The organism is Streptomyces sp. NPDC057302 (assembly GCF_042667685.1).
GTDB lineage: Bacteria > Actinomycetota > Actinomycetes > Streptomycetales > Streptomycetaceae > Streptomyces.
Genome location: NZ_JBHUZJ010000001.1, coordinates 82,012 through 101,267, shown reverse-complemented (window position 1 = coordinate 101,267; position 19,256 = coordinate 82,012). Strand labels below are relative to the sequence as shown.

General features: G+C 71.8%; 17 protein-coding genes. 9 read left to right on the top strand and 8 right to left on the bottom strand.

What is annotated here, in order from left to right:
- The first annotated feature begins 15 nt into the window (after positions 1-15).
- On the top strand, positions 16-501 hold the full coding sequence (locus tag ACFUPX_RS00425; protein ID WP_383282674.1) for a cation:proton antiporter regulatory subunit: 486 nt from the start codon (positions 16-18) through the stop codon (positions 499-501).
- 4 nt (positions 502-505) lie between these two features.
- The gene (locus tag ACFUPX_RS00420; RefSeq protein WP_383313504.1) at positions 506-1,768 is read left to right on the top strand and encodes a cation:proton antiporter; all 1,263 of its coding nucleotides are present in this window, start codon (positions 506-508) and stop codon (positions 1,766-1,768) included.
- Positions 1,769-1,908: 140 nt separating this feature from the next.
- Here the strand turns inward: ACFUPX_RS00420 and ACFUPX_RS00415 are convergent, their stop codons facing one another.
- Genes ACFUPX_RS00415 through ACFUPX_RS00390 form a run of 6 tightly spaced genes read right to left on the bottom strand, consistent with a single transcriptional unit; the run spans position 1,909 to position 9,376 of the window.
- Complete coding sequence (locus ACFUPX_RS00415; RefSeq protein ID WP_383313502.1) at positions 1,909-3,765, bottom strand: gamma-glutamyltransferase family protein; 1,857 nt, start codon at positions 3,763-3,765, stop codon at positions 1,909-1,911.
- Positions 3,766-3,776: 11 nt separating this feature from the next.
- Positions 3,777-4,847 (bottom strand): ABC transporter ATP-binding protein, encoded by a 1,071-nt coding sequence (locus ACFUPX_RS00410; protein WP_383313500.1) that lies wholly within the window; start codon positions 4,845-4,847, stop codon positions 3,777-3,779.
- Positions 4,844-5,872 (bottom strand): ABC transporter ATP-binding protein, encoded by a 1,029-nt coding sequence (locus ACFUPX_RS00405; protein WP_383313498.1) that lies wholly within the window; start codon positions 5,870-5,872, stop codon positions 4,844-4,846. Before ACFUPX_RS00405 ends, ACFUPX_RS00410 begins: the two co-directional genes overlap by 4 nt.
- A complete protein-coding gene (locus ACFUPX_RS00400) occupies positions 5,869-6,735 on the bottom strand; it encodes an ABC transporter permease (protein WP_383313904.1) in 867 nt (288 codons plus the stop codon). Before ACFUPX_RS00400 ends, ACFUPX_RS00405 begins: the two co-directional genes overlap by 4 nt.
- A 20-nt stretch (positions 6,736-6,755) precedes the next feature.
- Positions 6,756-7,709 carry an ABC transporter permease gene (locus tag ACFUPX_RS00395; protein ID WP_383313901.1) on the bottom strand — a complete coding sequence of 318 codons (954 nt, stop codon included), beginning with the start codon at positions 7,707-7,709 and terminating at the stop codon, positions 6,756-6,758.
- A 56-nt stretch (positions 7,710-7,765) separates the two neighbouring features.
- Complete coding sequence (locus ACFUPX_RS00390; protein ID WP_383313496.1) at positions 7,766-9,376, bottom strand: ABC transporter substrate-binding protein; 1,611 nt, start codon at positions 9,374-9,376, stop codon at positions 7,766-7,768.
- A gap of 297 nt (positions 9,377-9,673) precedes the next feature.
- Here ACFUPX_RS00390 and ACFUPX_RS00385 point away from each other — a divergent pair, with 297 nt between their 5' ends.
- The 3 genes from ACFUPX_RS00385 to ACFUPX_RS00375 all read left to right on the top strand — a co-directional run bounded on the left by ACFUPX_RS00385 (position 9,674) and on the right by ACFUPX_RS00375 (position 13,283).
- Entirely contained in the window at positions 9,674-10,087 is a 414-nt protein-coding gene (locus tag ACFUPX_RS00385) for a VOC family protein (RefSeq protein WP_383313494.1), read from the top strand.
- Positions 10,088-10,221: 134 nt separating this feature from the next.
- Entirely contained in the window at positions 10,222-11,751 is a 1,530-nt protein-coding gene (locus tag ACFUPX_RS00380) for an MFS transporter (RefSeq protein WP_383313492.1), read from the top strand.
- 11 nt (positions 11,752-11,762) lie between these two features.
- Positions 11,763-13,283: an MFS transporter gene (locus ACFUPX_RS00375; RefSeq protein WP_383313490.1), complete on the top strand. Its 1,521-nt coding sequence runs from the start codon at positions 11,763-11,765 to the stop codon at positions 13,281-13,283.
- A 9-nt stretch (positions 13,284-13,292) separates the two neighbouring features.
- On the opposite strand, the gene ACFUPX_RS00370 is transcribed toward ACFUPX_RS00375, so the two are convergent.
- Entirely contained in the window at positions 13,293-13,772 is a 480-nt protein-coding gene (locus ACFUPX_RS00370) for a GNAT family N-acetyltransferase (protein ID WP_383313488.1), read from the bottom strand.
- Positions 13,773-13,950: 178 nt separating this feature from the next.
- Between ACFUPX_RS00370 and hemC the strand changes: the two genes are divergently transcribed.
- Complete coding sequence (gene hemC, locus ACFUPX_RS00365) at positions 13,951-14,886, top strand: hydroxymethylbilane synthase (RefSeq protein WP_383313486.1); 936 nt, start codon at positions 13,951-13,953, stop codon at positions 14,884-14,886.
- 30 nt (positions 14,887-14,916) lie between these two features.
- On the opposite strand, the gene ACFUPX_RS00360 is transcribed toward hemC, so the two are convergent.
- Positions 14,917-15,675 carry a DeoR/GlpR family DNA-binding transcription regulator gene (locus ACFUPX_RS00360; protein WP_383313483.1) on the bottom strand — a complete coding sequence of 253 codons (759 nt, stop codon included), beginning with the start codon at positions 15,673-15,675 and terminating at the stop codon, positions 14,917-14,919.
- Between the two features lie 274 nt (positions 15,676-15,949).
- On the opposite strand from ACFUPX_RS00360, the gene ACFUPX_RS00355 reads away from it, so the two are divergent.
- From ACFUPX_RS00355 to ACFUPX_RS00345, 3 genes are all read left to right on the top strand, one after another.
- Positions 15,950-16,768, top strand: coding sequence for an endo alpha-1,4 polygalactosaminidase (locus ACFUPX_RS00355; protein ID WP_383313481.1), 819 nt, complete (start codon positions 15,950-15,952; stop codon positions 16,766-16,768).
- 166 nt (positions 16,769-16,934) lie between these two features.
- The gene (locus ACFUPX_RS00350; RefSeq protein ID WP_383313480.1) at positions 16,935-18,263 is read left to right on the top strand and encodes an ABC transporter substrate-binding protein; all 1,329 of its coding nucleotides are present in this window, start codon (positions 16,935-16,937) and stop codon (positions 18,261-18,263) included.
- A 37-nt stretch (positions 18,264-18,300) separates the two neighbouring features.
- Positions 18,301-19,251: a carbohydrate ABC transporter permease gene (locus ACFUPX_RS00345; RefSeq protein ID WP_383313477.1), complete on the top strand. Its 951-nt coding sequence runs from the start codon at positions 18,301-18,303 to the stop codon at positions 19,249-19,251.
- Positions 19,252-19,256: the final 5 nt, after the last annotated feature.

The following is a 19,256-nucleotide window of genomic DNA, read 5'->3' as shown; positions in this document are numbered from 1 at the left end:
ACTAGGGGAAGAGCTGTGTCCGCTTCACGTCTCAGCCAGACGCCACTCCCAGGCATCGGCATCAGGTACGACCTGACCACCCGAGAACAGCGCCAGATCTCGGTCGTCGCGCACCGGGACGGCGCGCGCACCCTCAGCGCCTACCGCGCCGACGACCCCGACGAGTGCGCCCTCTCGCTGCGGCTGAGTTCCGGCGAGGCGGACGCGCTGATCGACGCGCTGATGCCCTCGCACCACAGCCCGAACCTCCTGCACACCACCGACCTCGGCCTCGTCGCCGAGCGCATCGAAGTCTCCGGCTCCTCGCACTGGAACGGGCGGGTCCTGGGCGAGACCCAGATGCGGACCGAGACCGGCGCCTCCATCGTCGCGGTCCTTCGCAGGGCCGAAGCCATTCCTTCGCCCACGCCGGCCTTCCGGCTCGCGGGTGGGGACACGCTCATCGTGATCGGCACCCGCGAGGGTGTGGAGAGCGCCGCCGCGATACTCGGGCGGGAGTGATTCGATGCACTCCGCAGTCCTTCTGATCGAATTCGGCGCGATCATTCTCGCGCTCGGGCTGCTCGGCAGGTTCGCCGGGCGGTTCCGCTTCTCCCCGATCCCGCTCTACCTTCTCGCCGGGCTCGCGTTCGGCGAGGGCGGTCTGCTGCCCCTCGGCGCCAGTGAGGAGTTCGTCGCGATCGGCGCCGAGATCGGCGTCATCATGCTGCTCCTGATGCTGGGGCTCGAATACACCGCCAGCGATCTGGTCAGCAACCTCAAGACCCAGTACCCGGCCGGTCTCGTCGACATGGGGCTCAACGCCGTGCCGGGCGCGATCGCCGCGCTGCTCATGGGGTGGGGTCCGGTAGCCGCCGTGGTCCTCGCGGGTGTCACCTGGATCTCGTCGTCCGGGGTCATCGCGAAGGTCCTCGGCGATCTGGGCCGCCTCGGCAACCGCGAGACGCCCGTCATCCTCAGCATCCTGGTCCTCGAAGACCTGGCCATGGCGGTGTATCTGCCCATCATCACCGCCCTGCTGGCCGGTGTCGGCTGGGCCGCGGGCGGCCTCACCCTGGCCATCGCGCTCGGGGCCGCCGGTCTCGTGCTGTTCCTCGCCGTGCGCTACGGGCGCGTGATCTCGCGCTTCGTGTCGAGCGACGACCCCGAGAAGCTGCTCCTCGTCGTCCTCGGTCTGACCATCCTGGTCGCCGGGATCGCGCAGCAGCTCCAGGTCTCCGCCGCCGTAGGAGCGTTCCTGGTCGGCATCGCCCTGTCCGGCGAGGCAGCCGAGGGCGCGCACAGCCTCCTCGCGCCGCTGCGAGACCTGTTCGCCGCCATTTTCTTCGTCTTCTTCGGCCTGCACACGGACCCGGCGAGCATTCCGCCGGTGCTCCTTCCCGCGCTCCTGCTCGCCGTCGTGACGGCGTGCACGAAGATCGCCACCGGGTACTTGGCGGCCCGCCGCGCCAAGATCTCCGTCAAGGGACGGTGGCGGGCGGGTGGCGCCCTGGTGGCGCGCGGCGAGTTCTCCATCGTCATCGCGGGACTCGCCGTCACCGCGGGCATCGAACCGTCGCTCGGCCCGCTGGCCACCGCGTACGTCCTGATCCTCGTGATCGTCGGCCCGCTGACCGCACGCTTCGCCCAGCCGGTGGCCGCGCTGGTGGGCGGCGTCGTGTCGCGCCGCCGGGAGGCCGCTGCCACGGTGGCGCTGCCTTCCCCGCGGGAGCCGGAGCGGTCGGCTGAGGAGTCGCTCGACGGACAGGGCACGGGCGGCCGGTCCTGACGCACGCCTTCGGCCGGGTACGAGGCGCACGACGCCGCGTACCCGGCCTTGCCGCAGGGCTCATCGGAGCTGCGGCTGCCGGGTTCGCGCCGTCGCCGACCGCGGGTCGCGGTCCGTCCTCGCGCAGTTCCCCGCGTTCTCTACCGCCCCACGGCGTACCCCTGCATCCCCCGCGGGTTGGCCGCCGCCGAGAGCACCCCGGTGCGCGGATCGCGCGCCACCGCGCACAGCCGCCCCTCCGACCAGGGCTCGCCGACCGTCACGTCGTGCCCGCGCCGCCGCAGCTCCTCGACGACCGACTCGTCCATGCGGGACTCGACCGTGACGCTTCCCGGACGCATGCCGCGCGGGTAGAAGGAGCCCGGGAAACTGTCGTTGTGCCAGTTCGGGGCGTCGATGGCGCCCTGGAGGTCGAGGCCTCCGCGCACCGAATCCCGTAGCGCGACCGCCAGGAAGAAGTGCACCTGCCACTGGTCCTGCTGGTCACCGCCGGGAGTACCGAAGGCCATCACCGGTACGCCGTCCTTGAGCGCGAGGGACGGCGTCAGGGTGGTGCGCGGACGGCGGCCCGGCGTGAGGGAGTTGGGCAGGCCCTCCTCCAGCCAGGCCATCTGGAGGCGGGTGCCGAGGGGGAAGCCCAGTTCGGGGACGACCGGGTTGGACTGCAGCCAGCCACCGCTCGGCGTGGCCGCGACCATGTTGCCCCAGCGGTCGACGACGTCCAGGTGGCAGGTGTCGCCGCGGGTGGCGCCGTCCGCCGAGACGGCCGGTTCGCCGGGCACGGGTGAGGTGCCGCTCTTGGCGACGGTCGGCTCGCCGGCGCCCGCTCCGGGCAGTCCGAGCGCGTCGAAGCCGGGCTCGCCGGCGGCCACGGCGCGTGCGTGCTCGGAGATCTCCGGGGTGCGTCCGCCGGGGCTCCCGGGGCGCAGCTCGTGCGAGGCCCGCTCGCCGATGAGCGTGCGCCGCTCGTCGTTGTACGCCGCGGAGAGCAGGTCGGCGACGGGGACCGTGCCGGGACCGTCCGCGTCCCCGTACCAGGCCTCGCGGTCGGCCATGGCCAGCTTGCAGCCCTCGATGAGCAGATGCACGTAGTCGGCGGAGCCGTACGCGGGCAGGTCCGCGAGCGCGGAGGGGAGCAGGGACAGCTGCTGGAGGAAGGCGGGGCCCTGGCTCCAGCCGCCCGCCTTGCACAGGGTCCAGCCGTTCCAGTCGTACGTCGCCGGGGCCTCGTACGTCGCTTCCCATCCGGCGAGGTCGGCGGCGGTCAGCGTTCCGGTGTGCCGGGATCCGCTGGTGTCCATCGTGGGGACGGCCGCCTGGCGTATCAGCGCCTGGGCGATGAACCCTTCGCTCCAGATCTTCCGCGCGGCTTCGATCTGCTCGGTGCGCGAGCCGTCCCCGGCCTCCTCGATGACGCGGCGCCAGGTCGCGGCGAGCGCCGGGTTGCGCAGGAGTTCGCCGGGGCGCGGGGGGTTGCCGCCGGGCAGGTAGACCTCGGCCGACGAGGGCCATTCGGTCTCGAAGAGCTCACGCACCGTCTCGACGGTCTCGCCGACGCGCTCCACGGGTGCGTGCCCGTCCTCGGCGTACCCGATCGCGTACCTGAGGACGTCGGCGAGGGACTTGGTCCCGTGGTCGCGCAGGAGCACCATCCACGCGTCGAAGGCGCCCGGCACGGCGGCGGCGAGCGGGCCGGTGCCCGGCACGAGGTCGAGCCCGAGCGAGCGGTAGTGGTCCACGGTCGCTCCGGCGGGCGCGCCGCCCTGCCCGCACAGGACACGCACCTCCCCGTCGGCGGGCGCCAGGATGATCGGCACCTCGCCCGCCGGACCGTTGAGGTGCGGCTCGACGACGTGCAGGACGAAACCCGCGGCGACGGCCGCGTCGTAGGCGTTGCCGCCGTCCTCCAGGACGGCCATCGCGGACTGCGAGGCGAGCCAGTGGGTGGAGGACACCATGCCGAAGGTGCCTTGGAGGGTCGGCCTAGTGGTGAACAAGTGTGCTGCTCCTAGCGTGCGGTGCGGGTACTGGGGATCGTACGGAGGGTCTGGGCGGCGGCCGCGTCCGGAGCCGTGCCGTCGTCGGCGACCAGGTGGCAGGAGACCTCGCGGCGGCTGTCGCCGTCGCCATCGCCGTCGCCGTTTCCGTCTCCGTTGCCGGGAAGCACGCGCAGCTCGGGCACCTCGACGCGGCAGCGGTCGACGGCCAGCGGGCAGCGCGTGTGGAAGCGGCATCCCGGCGGTGGGGCGAGCGGGCTCGGGAGTTCGCCGCTGAGGACGATGCGTTCGCGGGTGCGCTGAACGGCCGGGTCGGGCACGGGCGCCGCGGACAGGAGCGCCTGCGTGTACGGGTGCTTGGGGTCGGCGAACAGCTCGACGGTCGGGGCCTGTTCGACGATCTGGCCGAGATACATGACCGCGATGCGGTCGGCGAGGAACTCCACGGCGGCCAGGTCGTGCGTGATGAACAGGCACCCGAAGCCTCGGTCCCGCTGGAGATCGGCGAGGAGGTTGAGGACCGAGGCCTGGACGGAGACGTCGAGGGCGGAGGTCGGCTCGTCGGCCACCAGGAGGTCCGGGTCGACGGAGAGCGCGCGGGCGATGGAGATGCGCTGGCGCTGCCCGCCGGAGAGTTCGTGCGGATGCCGGTCGGCGTGCTCGGGACGCAGGCCGACCTGGGCGAGGAGTTCGGCCACGCGGGCGCGCGCCGCGTCCCCCTTGGCGATGCCGTGCAGGCGCAGGGGTTCGGCGATGATCTGCCCGACGGTCATACGTGGGTCGAGCGAGGACGAGGGGTCCTGGAAGACGAGGTGGAAGTCCTTGCGCAGCGGCCGCAGGGCGCGGCGCGAGAGGCGGGTGACGTCTCTGCCGTTGATGCGGATGGTGCCGCCGGTCGGGTCGTCCAGCCGTACGGCGCAGCGCCCCACGGTCGACTTGCCGCTCCCCGACTCCCCCACCAGTCCCACGACTTCGCCCTTGCCGACGGTGATCGTGACACCGTCGGCGGCGCGCACGAGCCCGCCGGGGCCCGCGAAGTGCCGCTCCAGGCCGTGCAGTTCAAGAACGGGTGTCGGGGTCACTGTCCGGCCTCCTGGGTGGTGGGCGTGAGCGCGGGGGCGTCCCCCCGCGGGTGCCAGCAGGCCGCCCGGTGCGGGGCGTCGGCGCCCGCGCTCAGGGAGACCGCCTTGAAGGCGGGCCTGCGTGAGGTGCACTGTTCGTCGGCGTGCGCACAGCGCGGGGCGAAGGTGCAGGCGTCCGGCTGCGCGTCGAGGCTCGGCACCAGGCCGGGGATCTCGGGCAGGCGCCGCTTGCCCTCGCCGCCGGGGCGCAGGACGGCGCCCAGCAGCCCGCGGGTGTATGGGTGGCGCGGCTCGGCGAACAGCTCGTGCACCGGGGCCTGTTCGACGGGGCGGCCCGCGTACATGACCAGGACCCGGTCGGCGGTGTCGGCCACCACGCCCAGGTCGTGGGTGATGAGCACGATGGCGGTGCCGAGCCGTTCGCGCAGGGACTGCAGGACTTCGAGGATGCCCGCCTGGACGGTGACGTCGAGGGCGGTGGTCGGCTCGTCGGCGATCAGGACGGACGGGTCGCAGGCGACCGCGATGGCGATCATGACGCGTTGCCGCATGCCGCCGCTGAGTTGGTGGGGGTACTCGTCGACGCGCTGGGCGGGGGCCGGGATGCCCACCAGGTCGAGGAGTTCGACGGCACGCGCGCGTGCCTCCTTCTTGGACAGGCCCTGGTGGCGCCGGAGCACCTCGCCTATCTGCCGGCCGATGGTCAGGACGGGGTTCAGCGAGGTCATCGGCTCCTGGAAGATCATCGCGATGTCCTTGCCGCGGACCTTCCCGAGCTCCTTCTCGCTCGCTCCGGCGATCTCGGCCCCGCCGAGCCTGATCGATCCCTCGATGTGCGCGGTGGGCGGCAGGAGCCCCATCACGGCCATCGCCGTGACGGACTTGCCGCACCCCGACTCGCCGACGACCGCGAGCACTTCGCCCGGTGCGACGTCGTACGAGAGATGGTCGACGGCGTGCACGGTGCGGGTGTCCGACCGGAAGGAGACGGACAGGTCGCGCACGCTCAGCACTGGCTGGGTCATCGGGTGGCTCCTCGGGGGTCCAGGACGTCCCGCAGGCCGTCGCCGAGCAGATTGAACGCCAGGGTGGCCGCGACGACCGCGAGGCCGGGGAAGACCGCCATCCACGGCGCGGGCGCGAGGAAGGACTGGGCGCCGGAGAGCATCACGCCGAGCGACGCGTCCGGTGGCTGCACGCCGAGACCGAGGAAGCTGAGCAGCGCCTCGCCGATGATCGCGGCGGGGATGCCGACGGTCGCCTGGACGGTCAGGGCGGAGGTGGCGTTGGGCAGGATGTGCCGGAAGAGGACGGTGGTGTCGCCGCCACCGTTGGCGACGGCCGCCGCCACGTAGTCGACGTGCCGCAGCCGCAGCGTCTCAGCGCGGGTGATGCGGATGACGGCCGGGATCTGCGAGATCCCGATCGCGATGGTCGCGTTGGTGAGCGAGGGACCGAGCACCGCGGCGAGGCCGACGGCGAGCACCAGGAAGGGGAAGGCGAGCATCGTGTCGGTGAGCCGCGAGACGACGCTGTCGGTGAACTTGCCGTAGTAGCCGGCGAGCAGGCCGAGCGGTACGCCGACGACGAAGGCGAGCACCACCGCCAACACGCCCACCTGCATGGACGCCCGCGCCCCGTACACGACCCGGGAGAGCTGGTCACGGCCGAGGTCGTCGGTGCCCAGCCAGTGCGACCAGCCGGGCGCGGCAAGGGCGTTGGCGAAGTCGGGGCGGGCGGGATCGTAGGGCGCGACCAGCGGCGCGAGGAGCGCCACGAGGATGAACACGGCGGCGATGACGCCGCCGGTCATGGCGAGCCGGTTCTTGCGCAGGGCGCGCAGCTTGCCGCCGCCCGCGCCCGCCCTCGCGGAACGTATCCGCCCCAGGGTTGTGAGCACCGCTGTCGTCACCGGGCACCTCCGAGCCGGATGCGCGGGTCGATGACCGAATACGCCACGTCGACCAGCAGGTTGATGAGGATGTACGCGGCGGATGTGCACAGCACCACGCCTTGCAGGGTCGCGTAGTCGCGGGTGAACACGGCGTCGATGGTGAGCTTGCCGAAGCCGGGCAGGACGAAGATCTGCTCGGTGACGACGGCGCCGGAGATGAGGTGGCCGAGCTGGAGCCCGAGCACGGTCACGACCGTCACCAGGGAGTTGCGCAACGCGTGCCCGCCGATGACCTCGCGCCGCGAAAGCCCCTTGGCCCGCGCGGTGCGCACGTAGTCGGCGGAGAGCGAGTCGAGCATCGCCGCCCGTGTCTGGCGCATCACCACGGCCGCGAGACCCGAGCCGAGGACGATCGCGGGCAGCACCATGCGGCGCAGGTTGTCGAGCGGGTCGGCGGCGAAGGGGACGTATCCGGAGGCGGAGAAGACCGGCAGGGCGATGGCGAATCCGAGGACGAGGACGATGCCGAGCCAGAAGGTGGGGATGGAGAGGCCGAGCAGGGCGAGCGCGTTGGCCAGCCACTCCTCCGGCCTGCCACGGCGGACGGCGGCGACGATGCCCGCGCCGATGCCGACCGTGACCGCCAGCAGCAGCGAGAGCGCGGCCAGTTCGAGGGTGATGGGCAGGGCCGCCGCGATCGCGTCGGTGACGGGGAGGCCGGTGCGCGACGAGGTGCCGAGGTCGCCGGTGAGCGCGTGTCCGATGAACCGCCCGTACTGGACGACGATGTTGTCGTCGAGGCCGTAGCTCTCGCGGATCGCGGCGAGCGCCTCGGGGCTGCGCTCCTCACCGGCGAGCGCGAGCGCCGGGTCGCCGGGCAGTGCGCGGATGCCGGCGAAGACGACCATGCTGACCAGGACGAGCGTGATCAGGGACTGCCGCACGCGGGTGAGCACATAGGACGTCATGGGGCTCAGGCGCACCCGCTTCGGGTGAGCGGGGCCGAGCCGCAGGGGGTTCAGGCTCATCGGGTGTACCCCGCAGTCGTGATGCGGACCAGGCCGTCGCCGTAGACGCGCACGCCGGCCACGTCCTTGCCCGTGACGACGTAGTTCTTCTGGCGGTAGAGGTAGATGAGCCCGCGCCGCTCATGGGCGCGTTCGGTCAACTCGCCGTAAATCTTGGTGCGTTCGTCCGGGTCGGGTTCGGTGCGCCCGCGCTCGACGAGGCGGTCGATGGCCGGGTCCGAGAGTCCGTAGGCGTTCATCGCGCCGCGCGTCTGGAGGAAGCTGGCGATGTTGCCGTCCGGGTCGAGCCGTCCCGACCAGCCGCTGGTGAAGGCGTCGTAGTCACCGGAGTCGGTCTCTTCGAGCATCGTGGCGTACTCCGTGGGTCGCAGCGTGACGGCGAACCCCGCCTCCTTGGTCATGGCCTGGATGACCTGCCCCAGGCGGCTGTGCTCGGGCGTGGTGGACACCTTCAGCTCGATGCGCACCGGGGTCTTCACCCCGGCCTCCTTCAAGAGCTGCCTGGCCTTGGCCACGTCCCGCTCGGGGCACTGGGATGCCTTGACGCCCGGGGCGATGGCGGACTCGGGCGACACGGGGCCGCAGGCGGGTTCGTACATGCCCTGGAAGACGACCTTGTTGATGAGGTCGCGGTCGATGGCGAGCTCGAAGGCCTCACGGACCCGTGGATCACGCCCCAGAGGCGTGTCGACGCGCCCCGGTTTCTCCCCCAGGCCTTTGACGTTCCCGACGTTGAAGCCGATGCCTTGGTAGCCGAGCGAGGGCGAGTTGAAGAGCTGGAGACCGGGCTCGGTGAGCGCGCTGCGCACGTCGACGGGTGTCATCTGGTCGCCGACCTGGATGTCGCCGGAGCGCAGGTTGGCCAAGCGGACGTTGCCGTCGGGTATCGGCTTGTAGATCACCTTGTTCAGGTGGACCTGGTCGGCCGCGTAGTAGTTCGGGTCCTTGGTGAGGACGATGCGGTCGCCGCCGACGCGCTCCACGTACTTGAACGGGCCCACGCAGGACGGGTGGTTGGTGAAGTTCTTGCCGTACTTCTTGAGCGCGCTGGGCGACATCACCATGCCGGAGCGGTCCGCGAGGACGGCCGCGAGGGGCACGTAGGCCTGCTTGAGCGTGAGCTCCACCGTGTACGGTCCGGTCGCCTTCGCCCCTGCGAGCGGGGCGAGTTCGGTGGCGCGCGCCGAGCCCGCGAGGTCGCGGTGGCGCAGCAGCGAGGTGACGGCGGCGGCCGCGTCCAGCTCCGTGCCGTCGCTGAACTTGAGGCCCTTGCGCAGGCCGAAGGTGACGGTGCGGCCGTCCTTGGACGTCTTGGGCAGGGAGGTGGCGAGCTGCGGGATCACGGTCCCGTGCTCGTCGATGTCGTAGAGCTTCTCGCACATCCCGGCGAAGACGGTGCGGCCCACGAGGGTCTGCGCCAGGGTCGGATCGAGCTTGTCCGGGTCGGCGTTGAGGGCGACGGTGAGGGTGCCGCCGTCGCGCACGGGACGGTCGTCGGTCATGCGCTCGCCGCCGACCTCGGTGGCCGAGGACTGCAAGGAGCCGCAGCCCGCCGTCATGGACATCACCAGGGCAACTGCCGCCGGGGCAACCGTTTTTCGGCGCACGGGTAGGTACCTCCGCCAGGGTGGTTCCGGGCTGATCGTGGACGATCAAGGAATACGGCAGAACGTATTTCGCATACAGTCCGCACACAAGAGGCCCGTCCGGATGCCGGACCGGATTTGATGAAGATTGAATAACCAGGTGCGACATTGACCGGCCAGCTCCGACAAAGGGCGCGCAAGGCCCTGAGCGGGGTCCTCCAGGGGCACAACGGACGCGCGGACGCTCGCCGGGCCGTTGTCGGTGCGCCGCGCTACTCTCCGCGCAACTGACCGTTCACCCCGTTCCGGGAGGTTTTCATGGTCGCGCGTCTCAACCCGTATCTGAGCTTCGGTGGCGATGCCCGCCAGGCTCTGGAGTTCTACAAGGAGGTCTTCGGCGGCGAGCTGGCACTCAACACGTTCGGCGAGGCCGGCCAGCAGGGCACCCCGATCGCCGACAACATCATGCACGGCATGCTGGAGGCGCCGAACGGCTTCACCCTGATGGGCGCCGACACCCCGCCGGGCATGGACCACACGCCGGGGAACAACTTCTCGGTGAGCCTCAGCGGAGACGACGACTCCGCGCTGCGCGGCTACTGGGAGAAGCTCTCGGCCGGCGGTTCGGTGGCCGTGCCGCTGGAGAAGCAGATGTGGGGCGACGTGTTCGGCATGTGTACGGACCGCTTCGGCATCCCCTGGATGGTCAACATCAGCGAGCCGCAGAGCTGACCGCCGGCCCACGGCAGCCGGACGGATCCGCACCGGGGCCCGGCCCCGCCGGGCCCCGGTCGCGGCCTCTGAGCTGCGCGCCTACCGTGTGACGGGGATGTCTTGTGTGGCTGGGGGGCCGTCTGGAGGCACCGATGGACCGCTCGCCCGCGCCGGAACCCTTCGATGCGGTACAGACCGCAGGAGCCTCGGCCTCCGCTTCTCCGCCACATCAGAGCGGCGGAAGCCACGAGCACCGCTGGCTGATCCTGGGCATCGTCGGCATCGCCCAGCTGATGGTGGTCCTCGACGCGACGATCGTGAACATCGCGCTGCCCTCGGCCCAGAAGGACCTCGGGTTCAGCGACGGAAACCGCCAGTGGATCGTCACCGCGTACGCACTCGCCTTCGGCAGCCTGCTGCTCCTGGGCGGACGGATCGCCGACCTGGTGGGCCGCAAGGTCGTCTTCCTCGCCGGTCTCGGCGGCTTCGCGCTCGCCTCGGCCCTCGGCGGCGCCTCGACCAGCTTCACCATGCTGGTGGTGGCGCGCGCCCTCCAGGGCGTCTTCGGCGCGCTCCTCGCGCCCGCCGCGCTGTCCCTGCTCACCACGACGTTCACCGACCCCAAGGAGCGGGCGAAGGCGTTCGGTATCTACGGCGCCATCGCGGGCGCGGGCGGCGCGGTCGGACTGCTCCTCGGCGGCGTCCTGACCGAGTACCTGGACTGGCGCTGGTGCCTGTACGTGAACCTGATCTTCGCCGTGCTCGCCATGCTGGGCGGCGCCCGGCTGCTGCACGGCGGCAGGCCCGCGGACCGGCCGAAGCTGGACGTCCCCGGCACCCTGCTCGTCTCCGCGGGCCTGTTCTGCATCGTCTACGGCTTCTCGAACGCCGAGACACACGCCTGGGGCGACGTCCAGACCTGGGGATTCCTTGTGGTCGGCGCCGTCCTGGTGGCCGCATTCGCCTGGTGGCAGACGCGGGCCGCGCATCCGCTGCTCCCGCTGCGGGTGGTGCTCGACCGGGACCGCGGGGCGTCGTTCCTCGCGATGTTCATCTCGGGCGCCGGCATGTTCGGTGTCTTCCTGTTCCTGACGTACTACCTCCAGCAGATCCTCGGCTACACGCCGGTCAAGACCGGACTCGCCTTCCTGCCGATGGTCGCCGTCATGGTGGTGATCTCGGTCGTCACGACCAACTCGCTCGTGCCGCGGTTCGGCGCGAAACCGATCGTGCCGCTCGGCATGGGTCTCGCGGCGGCAGCGATGGCCTGGCTCACCGCCCTCGACGTGCACAGCACCTACGCGGCCCACGTGCTGCCCCCGCTGCTCGTCGCCGGTCTCGGCCTCGGTCTGGTCTTCGCCCCGGCGATGAGCATGGCCACCGCGGGCGTCGCCGCGCATGACGCGGGTGTGGCGTCGGCGATGGTCAACACCAGCCAGCAGGTGGGTGGTTCGATCGGTACGGCCCTGCTGAACTCCCTGGCGACCAGCGCCGCGGCCAACTACCTGGTGGGCAAGCAGCCGACGCCCGAGGTGCAGGCCCAGTCGGCGATGGAGAGCTACTCGACCGCGTACTGGTGGTCGGCGGTCTTCTTCGCGGTCGGACTCCTCGTTACGGTCGTGCTCTACCGCAGAGGAGCACCGGTCCACTCGGACGCGGACGGCGGCGCGGTGCACATGTAGGGGGTGGGGCGATGGCATCCACGTCGAAGGCGGACGCGGCACGGAGCGCCGACGGCGGTGTGGCGCTGGCCTCCGCGCGGGGCCGCTGGGTGCTCGCCTGCGCCGTCCTCGCGTCCGGCATGGCGATGCTGGACGGCACGGTCGTCAACGTCGCCCTGCCCACGCTCGGCCGCGACCTGGACACCTCGATCGCCTCCCTCCAGTGGGTCGTCAACGCCTACATGCTCACGCTCTCGGCGCTCCTGCTCCTGGGCGGGGCACTCGGCGACCGCATCGGGCGGCGGCGCACCCTGGTCATCGGCGTCGTGTGGTTCGCCCTCGCGTCCGCCCTGTGCGGGCTCGCGCAGGACGCGGGAATGCTCATCGCCGCGCGGGCCCTGCAAGGCATCGGCGGCGCCCTGCTCACGCCCGGCTCGCTCGCCCTGGTGCGTACGTCGTTCCGGCCCGAGGACCAGGCGCGTGCGGTGGGCGCCTGGTCGGGGCTCGGCGGGGTCGCGGGCGCGATCGGGCCGTTCCTGGGCGGCTGGCTGATCGACGGTCCCGGCTGGCGGTGGATCTTCCTGATCAATGTGCCGCTGGCCGCGCTGGTGCTCTTCGCGGTCCGTCATGTGCCGGAGAGCCGGGCCGAGGGCGCCACGGAGAAGCCGTTCGACGTGACGGGGGCCTGCCTCGCGGCGCTCTTCCTCGCGGGCATCAGCTTCTCGCTGATCGGCGCCTCGGGCGACTCCTCCAAGGTGCTGGCCCTCCTGCCGGGCCTCGGCGGACTCGCGGCGGGCGCCGCCTTCCTCGTGGTCGAGCACCGCCGCCGCAACCCGATGCTGCCGCTCTCCCTCTTCCGCTCCCGCCTGTTCAGCGCGGCCAACGTCATGACGCTGTGCCTGTACGCGGCCATCGGCGGGCTCCTGTTCATGCTGCCGGTGCAGTTGCAGACGACCCTCGGCTACGACGCCCTCCAGGCGGGCACGGCGACGCTGCCGATCACGGTCCTGATGCTTCTGCTCTCGGCCTCCGCGGGCGATCTGTCGCGGCGGATCGGCCCCACTGTGCCGCTGGTCGCGGGCCCGTTGATCGCGGGCGCGGGCGCGCTCCTGATGCTGCGGATCGAGCCGGGCGCCGCGTACGTCACCGAGGTCCTGCCCGCGGTCGTGGTCCTCGGCCTGGGGATGAGCCTGTTCGTGGCCCCGCTGACGGCCACCGTGCTCGCCTCGGTCGACGCGGGGCGCGCGGGCCTGGCCAGCGGCGTCAACAACACCGCGGCGCGAGTGGCCCAGATGCTCGTCGTCGCCGCGCTGCCGCTGGCGGTCGGCCTCTCCGGGACGGCGTACACGCATCCCGACGCGCTGAACACGGCGTTCGGCAAGGCGGCCATGGGCTGCGCGGGCCTGTTCGTCCTGGCGGCGGCGACGGCCGCGGTCTTCATCCGCCCGCGTCCCGCCTCCTGGCACCAGGACGCGGGGAACAAGCCCCGCTGCACATCCCATCTGGGCGTCAACGCACCGCCGTTGGAGCCGGGGAAGGACTGTGCGGGATGAAGGCGGCGCTCAGCCCGTCGCGTCGGGCGCGTCGCGCACGAAGAGGGTGACCGACACGCTCTCCTTGAAGCCGTTGCGCCGCATCAGCGCCGCGGACGCGGTGTTGCGCGACTCGACATCGGTCACGACGGCGGTGGCCCCGGCCGCGGTCAGCGTCGCACAACAGGCCTGCACCAGATGGCTGGCGACGCCCTGCCCCTGATACGCGGGGGCGCTGGCGATCCACTCCAGGCTCCCCCAGTCCGTACGCTGGTCGAATCCCAGCGACCCGCAGACGTACCCGGCGAGAGCGTCTGCGTCGAGCGCCACCCAGCAGGAGGAGACGTCGGCGTCCAGGTGCCGGGCGATCGCCGACAGCGACCAGGACGTGTACGGCTTCACCGAGGTGTCGTACAGCTCGCTCCCCAGGGCGAGGACATCGGCCAGATGGGTGGGAGCCATCCGTTCGAGAACGATCGGGGACCGCTGGTGAGCGGCGGCGGCTGACATGGGACCTCCCAGGTGACTGACGCCGGGACCTGCACGGGGGCGGGCACGGTGACCGGCTGGTTCTCACGCTATGAGGGCTCGGGGCGCCGCGCACGCCGGGCTCCGCCGCCGACGGACCCCCGGCCGGAGCGGGGAGCCCTTTAACGGACTGCCGCCACGAGCGCCTATCGTGGGGCGCATGTCCGCTCCTGAGCTGATCCGCATCGTCTCCCGTTCCTCCCCCATGGCGCTGGCCCAGGTGGAGCGCGTACGCGCCGAACTCACCGCGCTGCACCCCGGGATCCGCACCGAGGTCGTGCCGGTCACGACCTCCGGCGACCGGTGGATGGGAGACCTCGCGAAGCTCGGCGGCAAGGGCGCGTTCACCAAGGAGGTCGACGCGGCGCTGCTCGCCGGTGAGGCGGACCTCGCGGTGCACTGCGTCAAGGACGTGCCGGCGGACCGGCCGCTTCCCGCGGGCACCACCTTCGCCGCGTTCCTGAAGCGGGACGACATTCGCGACGCGCTCATCCACCCCGGCGGCCTCACCCTGGACGAGCTGCCCGCGGGTACCCGCATCGGCACCTCGTCCGTGCGCCGCATCGCCCAACTCGCTGCGTCCCACCCGGAGTTGGAATGCGTCCCGATGCGCGGGAACGCCGGGCGCCGGATGGAGAAGCTGGCCGCGGGCGACGCGGACGCGCTGCTGCTCGCGGTGTCCGGACTCGAGCGCATCGACCGCATGGACGTGGTCACCGAGGTCCTGTCGGTGGAGACGATGTGCCCGCCGATCGGCGCCGGAATCCTGGCGCTGCAGTGCCGCGAGGACGACACGGAGACCATCGACGCCGTCTCGGGCCTCGGCGACCCGCAGGCCTGGCGCGAGGCCACCGCCGAACGCATGTTCCTGCACGTCCTGCAAGGGCACTGCAACTCCCCCATCGCCGGGTACGCGCGCTGCGAGCGGGGCGGCGAACTCTCGCTGCGCGCCCGCGTCTTCACGCCGGACGGCAAGACGGTCCTCAACGCCCACGAGTGGGCCGGGCCGCTCGACCCGGCGACGCTCGGCACGTCCGTGGCGGTGACGCTGCTGCGCCAGGGCGCCCGCGAGCTGATCGACTCCATCGCGCACTGACGGCGGCCGTGAAGCGGCTCGTGCGGCGGCTCAGACGACCGTGACCCGCACCCCGACGGCGGCGATGGCATCGAGTTCGCCCCGGGACGCGCGCGCGTCGGTGACCAGGGTGTGCACACCGGCCGTCGGGCAGATCCTGGCGAACGTGGCCCTGCCGATCTTGGTGTGGTCGGCGACCACGACGGTACGGCTGCTGTGGCCCGCGAAGGCCCGGTCGGTGGCCGCCTCCAACTGGTCGTACGTGGTGCATCCATGGACGGCGCTGATGCCGTCCACGCCGAGGAACGCGATGTCCGTGTGGTGGTCGGCGAGGGTCTTCTCGGCGATGGGGCCGACCAGTTCGTAGCTCTCGCTGCGGGCGGTGCCGCCGACCACGATCAGCGTGACGGTCGGGCGCAGGACGAGTGCGGCCGCGATGTTCACGGCGTTCGTGACGATCGTGACGGGGCCCCGGTCGGCGAGCAGCCGGGCCACCTCCGTGGTGGTGCTGCCGCCGGTGAGGCCGACCACCGCTCCCGCGGGCACTAGTTGGGCGGCGGCCTGCGCGATCGCCTGCTTCTGCGGGGAGCGCTGGTCGACCCGGTGCTGGAGCGGCACCTCGATGCTCAGGGCGCCGAGGACCGCGCCGCCGTGCGTGCGCGCGAGCAGCCGCTGATCGCTCAACTGCGCCAGGTCACGGCGCACGGTGGCCTGCGAGACCCCGAGGAGCACGGCCAACTGCCGCACGTCCGCGCTGCCCTGGGCGGCGACATGCTCAAGTATCCGCGCCTGGCGGTCGCTTCTCAGCACTGAGCGAGCATAGTCCTGGATCACCGATTCGGGCAGGGTCCCGCAGTATTGCTGCGCGTTTCTGCGCGAGTACGCCACGTGCCCATCAGGTCTCTTCTCTTGACATGACCGAAGCTGCTCGATTAACTCCCTGGCACGCCGATGCCGAGCACTCGGCGCAGAGGTACGCCCAGCCGGTAGTTGGCCTTGGCTGGCCATGAGCCCGGACTAAGTCGCCAGGACCCTTGTCGTGTCCGAGGCGGGGACGTGCCCTTGAGACATCTGGAGCTCTGAGATGAGCCTCAATCGTGTTCTGCGCAGGGGCATCGCCGCGTCCGCGGCCCTCACGGCCACCGCGGCCGCCTGCCTGCTCGCCCCCTCGACGGCGTCCGCCGGGGCGGCCGCCGCCGAACTGCCGCCACCTCATGCCGGGTTCGACTACCAGATAGGCGGCGCGTACGCCCCGCCGGCCGGGGTCGAGGTCGTCAGCCGTGACCGGGCCGCCGCCCCCGCGCCCGGCCTGTACAACATCTGCTACCTCAACGCCTTCCAGGTCCAGCCGGGAGCCGAGGGGGACTGGGATGCCGACCTGCTGCTGCGGGACGCTTCCGGCGACGTCGTGTACGACGGCGACTGGGGCGAGGCCGTCCTCGACATCCGCACCGCAGGCAAGCGCGAGCGGATCGCCGCCAAGGTCGGCGGCTGGATCGACGGCTGCGCCGACAAGGGATTCCAGGCCGTCGAGCCGGACAACTACGACACCTTCACCCGCTTCCCGGACCTGCTGACGGCCGATCAGGCCAAGTCCTACGTCGCGCTGCTCTCGGCGCGCGCCCACGAGCAGGGGCTGGCCGCCGCGCAGAAGAACACCCCCCAGCTGGCCGGTGAGCGCGAGCGGACCGGGCTCGACTTCGCCGTCGCCGAGGAGTGCGGCGCGTACGACGAGTGCGGGGACTACACCGAGGCGTTCGGGGACGACGTGCTGGTCATCGAGTACACGGACGACGGTCTGCGCAAGGCCTGCGCGGGCTGGGGCGACCGGCTGAGCGTCGTGCGCCGCGACGTAGACGTGTCGCCCGCGGGCAGCAGCGGTTACGTCCGCCGGACCTGCTGACCCGACCTGCCGGCCCGCAGTTTTCCGGGGCGTCCGCGCCACGCGGCTCTCCCCGCCGCCGTGCGGTGCGCCCGGAATCGGGCTTCGTGCTCCACCTCCCCGCCGTGCGACCTCCCGTCCACGGCCCTCCCGCGCCACGGGCGCACCCGACCCCCTGGAGGCAGTGATGGCCGCAGTACCCCGAGCGAAGCCGGAACCGTCGCGTCGCAGCGTGCTGCGCGCGGGCGGCGCGGCGGCGGTCGTGGCGGGCGGGGGCGCTCTGGCGGGCTGCGGCACCGGGGCCGCCGACGGAGTGGGCCCCGACGGGAGGGTGACCATTCAGCTGTGGCACGGCCAGACGGACACCGCCGCCAAGGTCCTCAAGGGCCTGGTCGCCCGCTTCCACCGCGCCCATCCGGACATCCACGTCGACATGGGCGGCGGTGTGCTCGCCGACGCCATGCTCCAGAAGGTCACGGCCGCGCTCGCCGCGGGCTCCTACCCCGACATCGCCTACGTCTTCGGCTCCGACCTGGCCAGCGTCGCCCGGAGCCCCGAGGTCGTCGACCTGACCTCGCACGTGCGCGAGGGGCCGACGCCGTGGCGCAACTTCCGGGCGCCGGCCCGCCAGGCCGTCACGATCAACGGCCGGGTCCGGGCGGTGCCCGCGGTCCTGGACTGCCTCGCCGTGGTCTGCAACAAGAAGCTGTTCGCCGAGGCCGGGATCGAGCTGCCCGAGGCGGGCTGGACCTGGCAGGAGTTCACCGACACCGCGCGACGCCTGACCGATGCCTCCAAGGGACGGTTCGGCACCGGCTGGCCCGGCACCGGCGACGAGGACACCGTGTGGCGGATGTGGCCGCTGGTGTGGGACCTGGGCGGCGACGTGATCGCCGACGACGGGCGCGGCATCGGCTTCGCCGAGGAGGGCGTACGCGCCCTTGAGGTCGTACGGGACCTGGCGCGCGACAGGAGCGTCTACATCGACCCGAAGCCGGGCAGCGAGCAGATGTACCAGGTCTTCCTGTCCGGCCGGATGGGCATGGTGGCGACCGGGCCCTGGCAGCTGCCGGACATCACGCAGGCCAAGGTCGACTACCACGTGGTGCCGATGCCCAGCTTCAGCCGCCGTCCTGTCACCATCTCGGGTCCCGACACCTGGACGGTGTTCGACAACGGCCCGGCCCGGACGGAAGCCGCCCGCACCTTCGTCACCTGGCTCAACCAGCCCGGCCCGGACCGCAGATGGGCCGTCGAGGCGGGCAGTCTTCCGCTGAGCCGCCGCAGCCAGGACCGCCCGGCCTGGCGCGAGCACTCCGAGGAGATGCCCGGCCTCCCGGTGTTCACCGAGGCCGTCGCCTCGGCGCGGGTCCGTCCCGTGCACCCCGCCTATCCCCGTATCTCCCAGTCCCTCGGGCAGGCGGTCGTCTCCGTGCTGCTCGGCCGCAAGAGCCCCGCCGACGCGGTCCGTGCGTGCGCCGACGAGGCCAACGCCGCCCTGCTGATCCCGCGTTGAGGACGACGGAAACGATGAGAACGCCGAGGACACCGTCATGCCATCACTGCCCCGCCCCCTGACCCTGCCGCCGGACCCGTCCGGCCGACGCGCCCTGCGCCGCCGGCGCCGCGGCGAGACCGCCACCGCGTGGGCGTTCGTCTCCCCCGCGGTGCTCGTCATCCTCGGCCTGAGCGTCCTGCCGGTCGTGTGGTCGCTACTGCTGTCCTTCCAGGCCAACGACCTTGTCACGCCCAGCCGTTGGGTGGGACTCGACAACTACCGGGCGCTCGCCCAGGACCCGCACTTCAGCCAGGCCGTGCGCAACACCCTGCTCTACACCCTGTTGTACGTGCCCTTGAGCATCGTCATCGGGCTGGCGCTCGCCCTGGCCCTGAACCGGCGGATCCGCTTCGTCGGCCTGTACCGCACCCTGTTCTTCGTGCCGTTCGTCATCTCGGCCACCGCACAGGGCGTGCTGTTCTCGTTCATCCTCGACCCCGACTTCGGAGCGGCCAACTCCGTCCTGCACCACCTGGGGATCTCGCCCCAGGGCTTCCTCACCGACTCCTCGCAGGCGCTGTTCGTACTGGTCGCCATCACCCTGTGGAGCGGCACCGGGCTGTGCACCGTCATCTACCTGGCCGCCCTTCAGGACGTCGACCAGTCGCTGATCGAGGCGGCGCGCCTGGACGGCGCGGGGCCGTGGCACCTGCTGCGGCACGTGACGCTGCCCGCGCTCTCGCCGGTCAGCGTGTTCCTGCTGCTGTGGCAGACCATCCAGTCCCTTCAGGTCTTCGACCTGGTCTATGTGACCACCAAGGGCGGCCCCCTCGGCTCGACGACGGTGATCGTCTACTTCATCTGGGAACAGGCCTTCAAGAACTTCACCGCCGGTTACGGAGCCGCTGCCGCCTACGTCCTCGCGCTGGCCCTGTTCGTCGTGGCCGCCGTGCTGCGCGTGGTCCGCGGCCGTGAGCGCGCCCTTCGTACGAAAGCAGCCGCCTGATGACC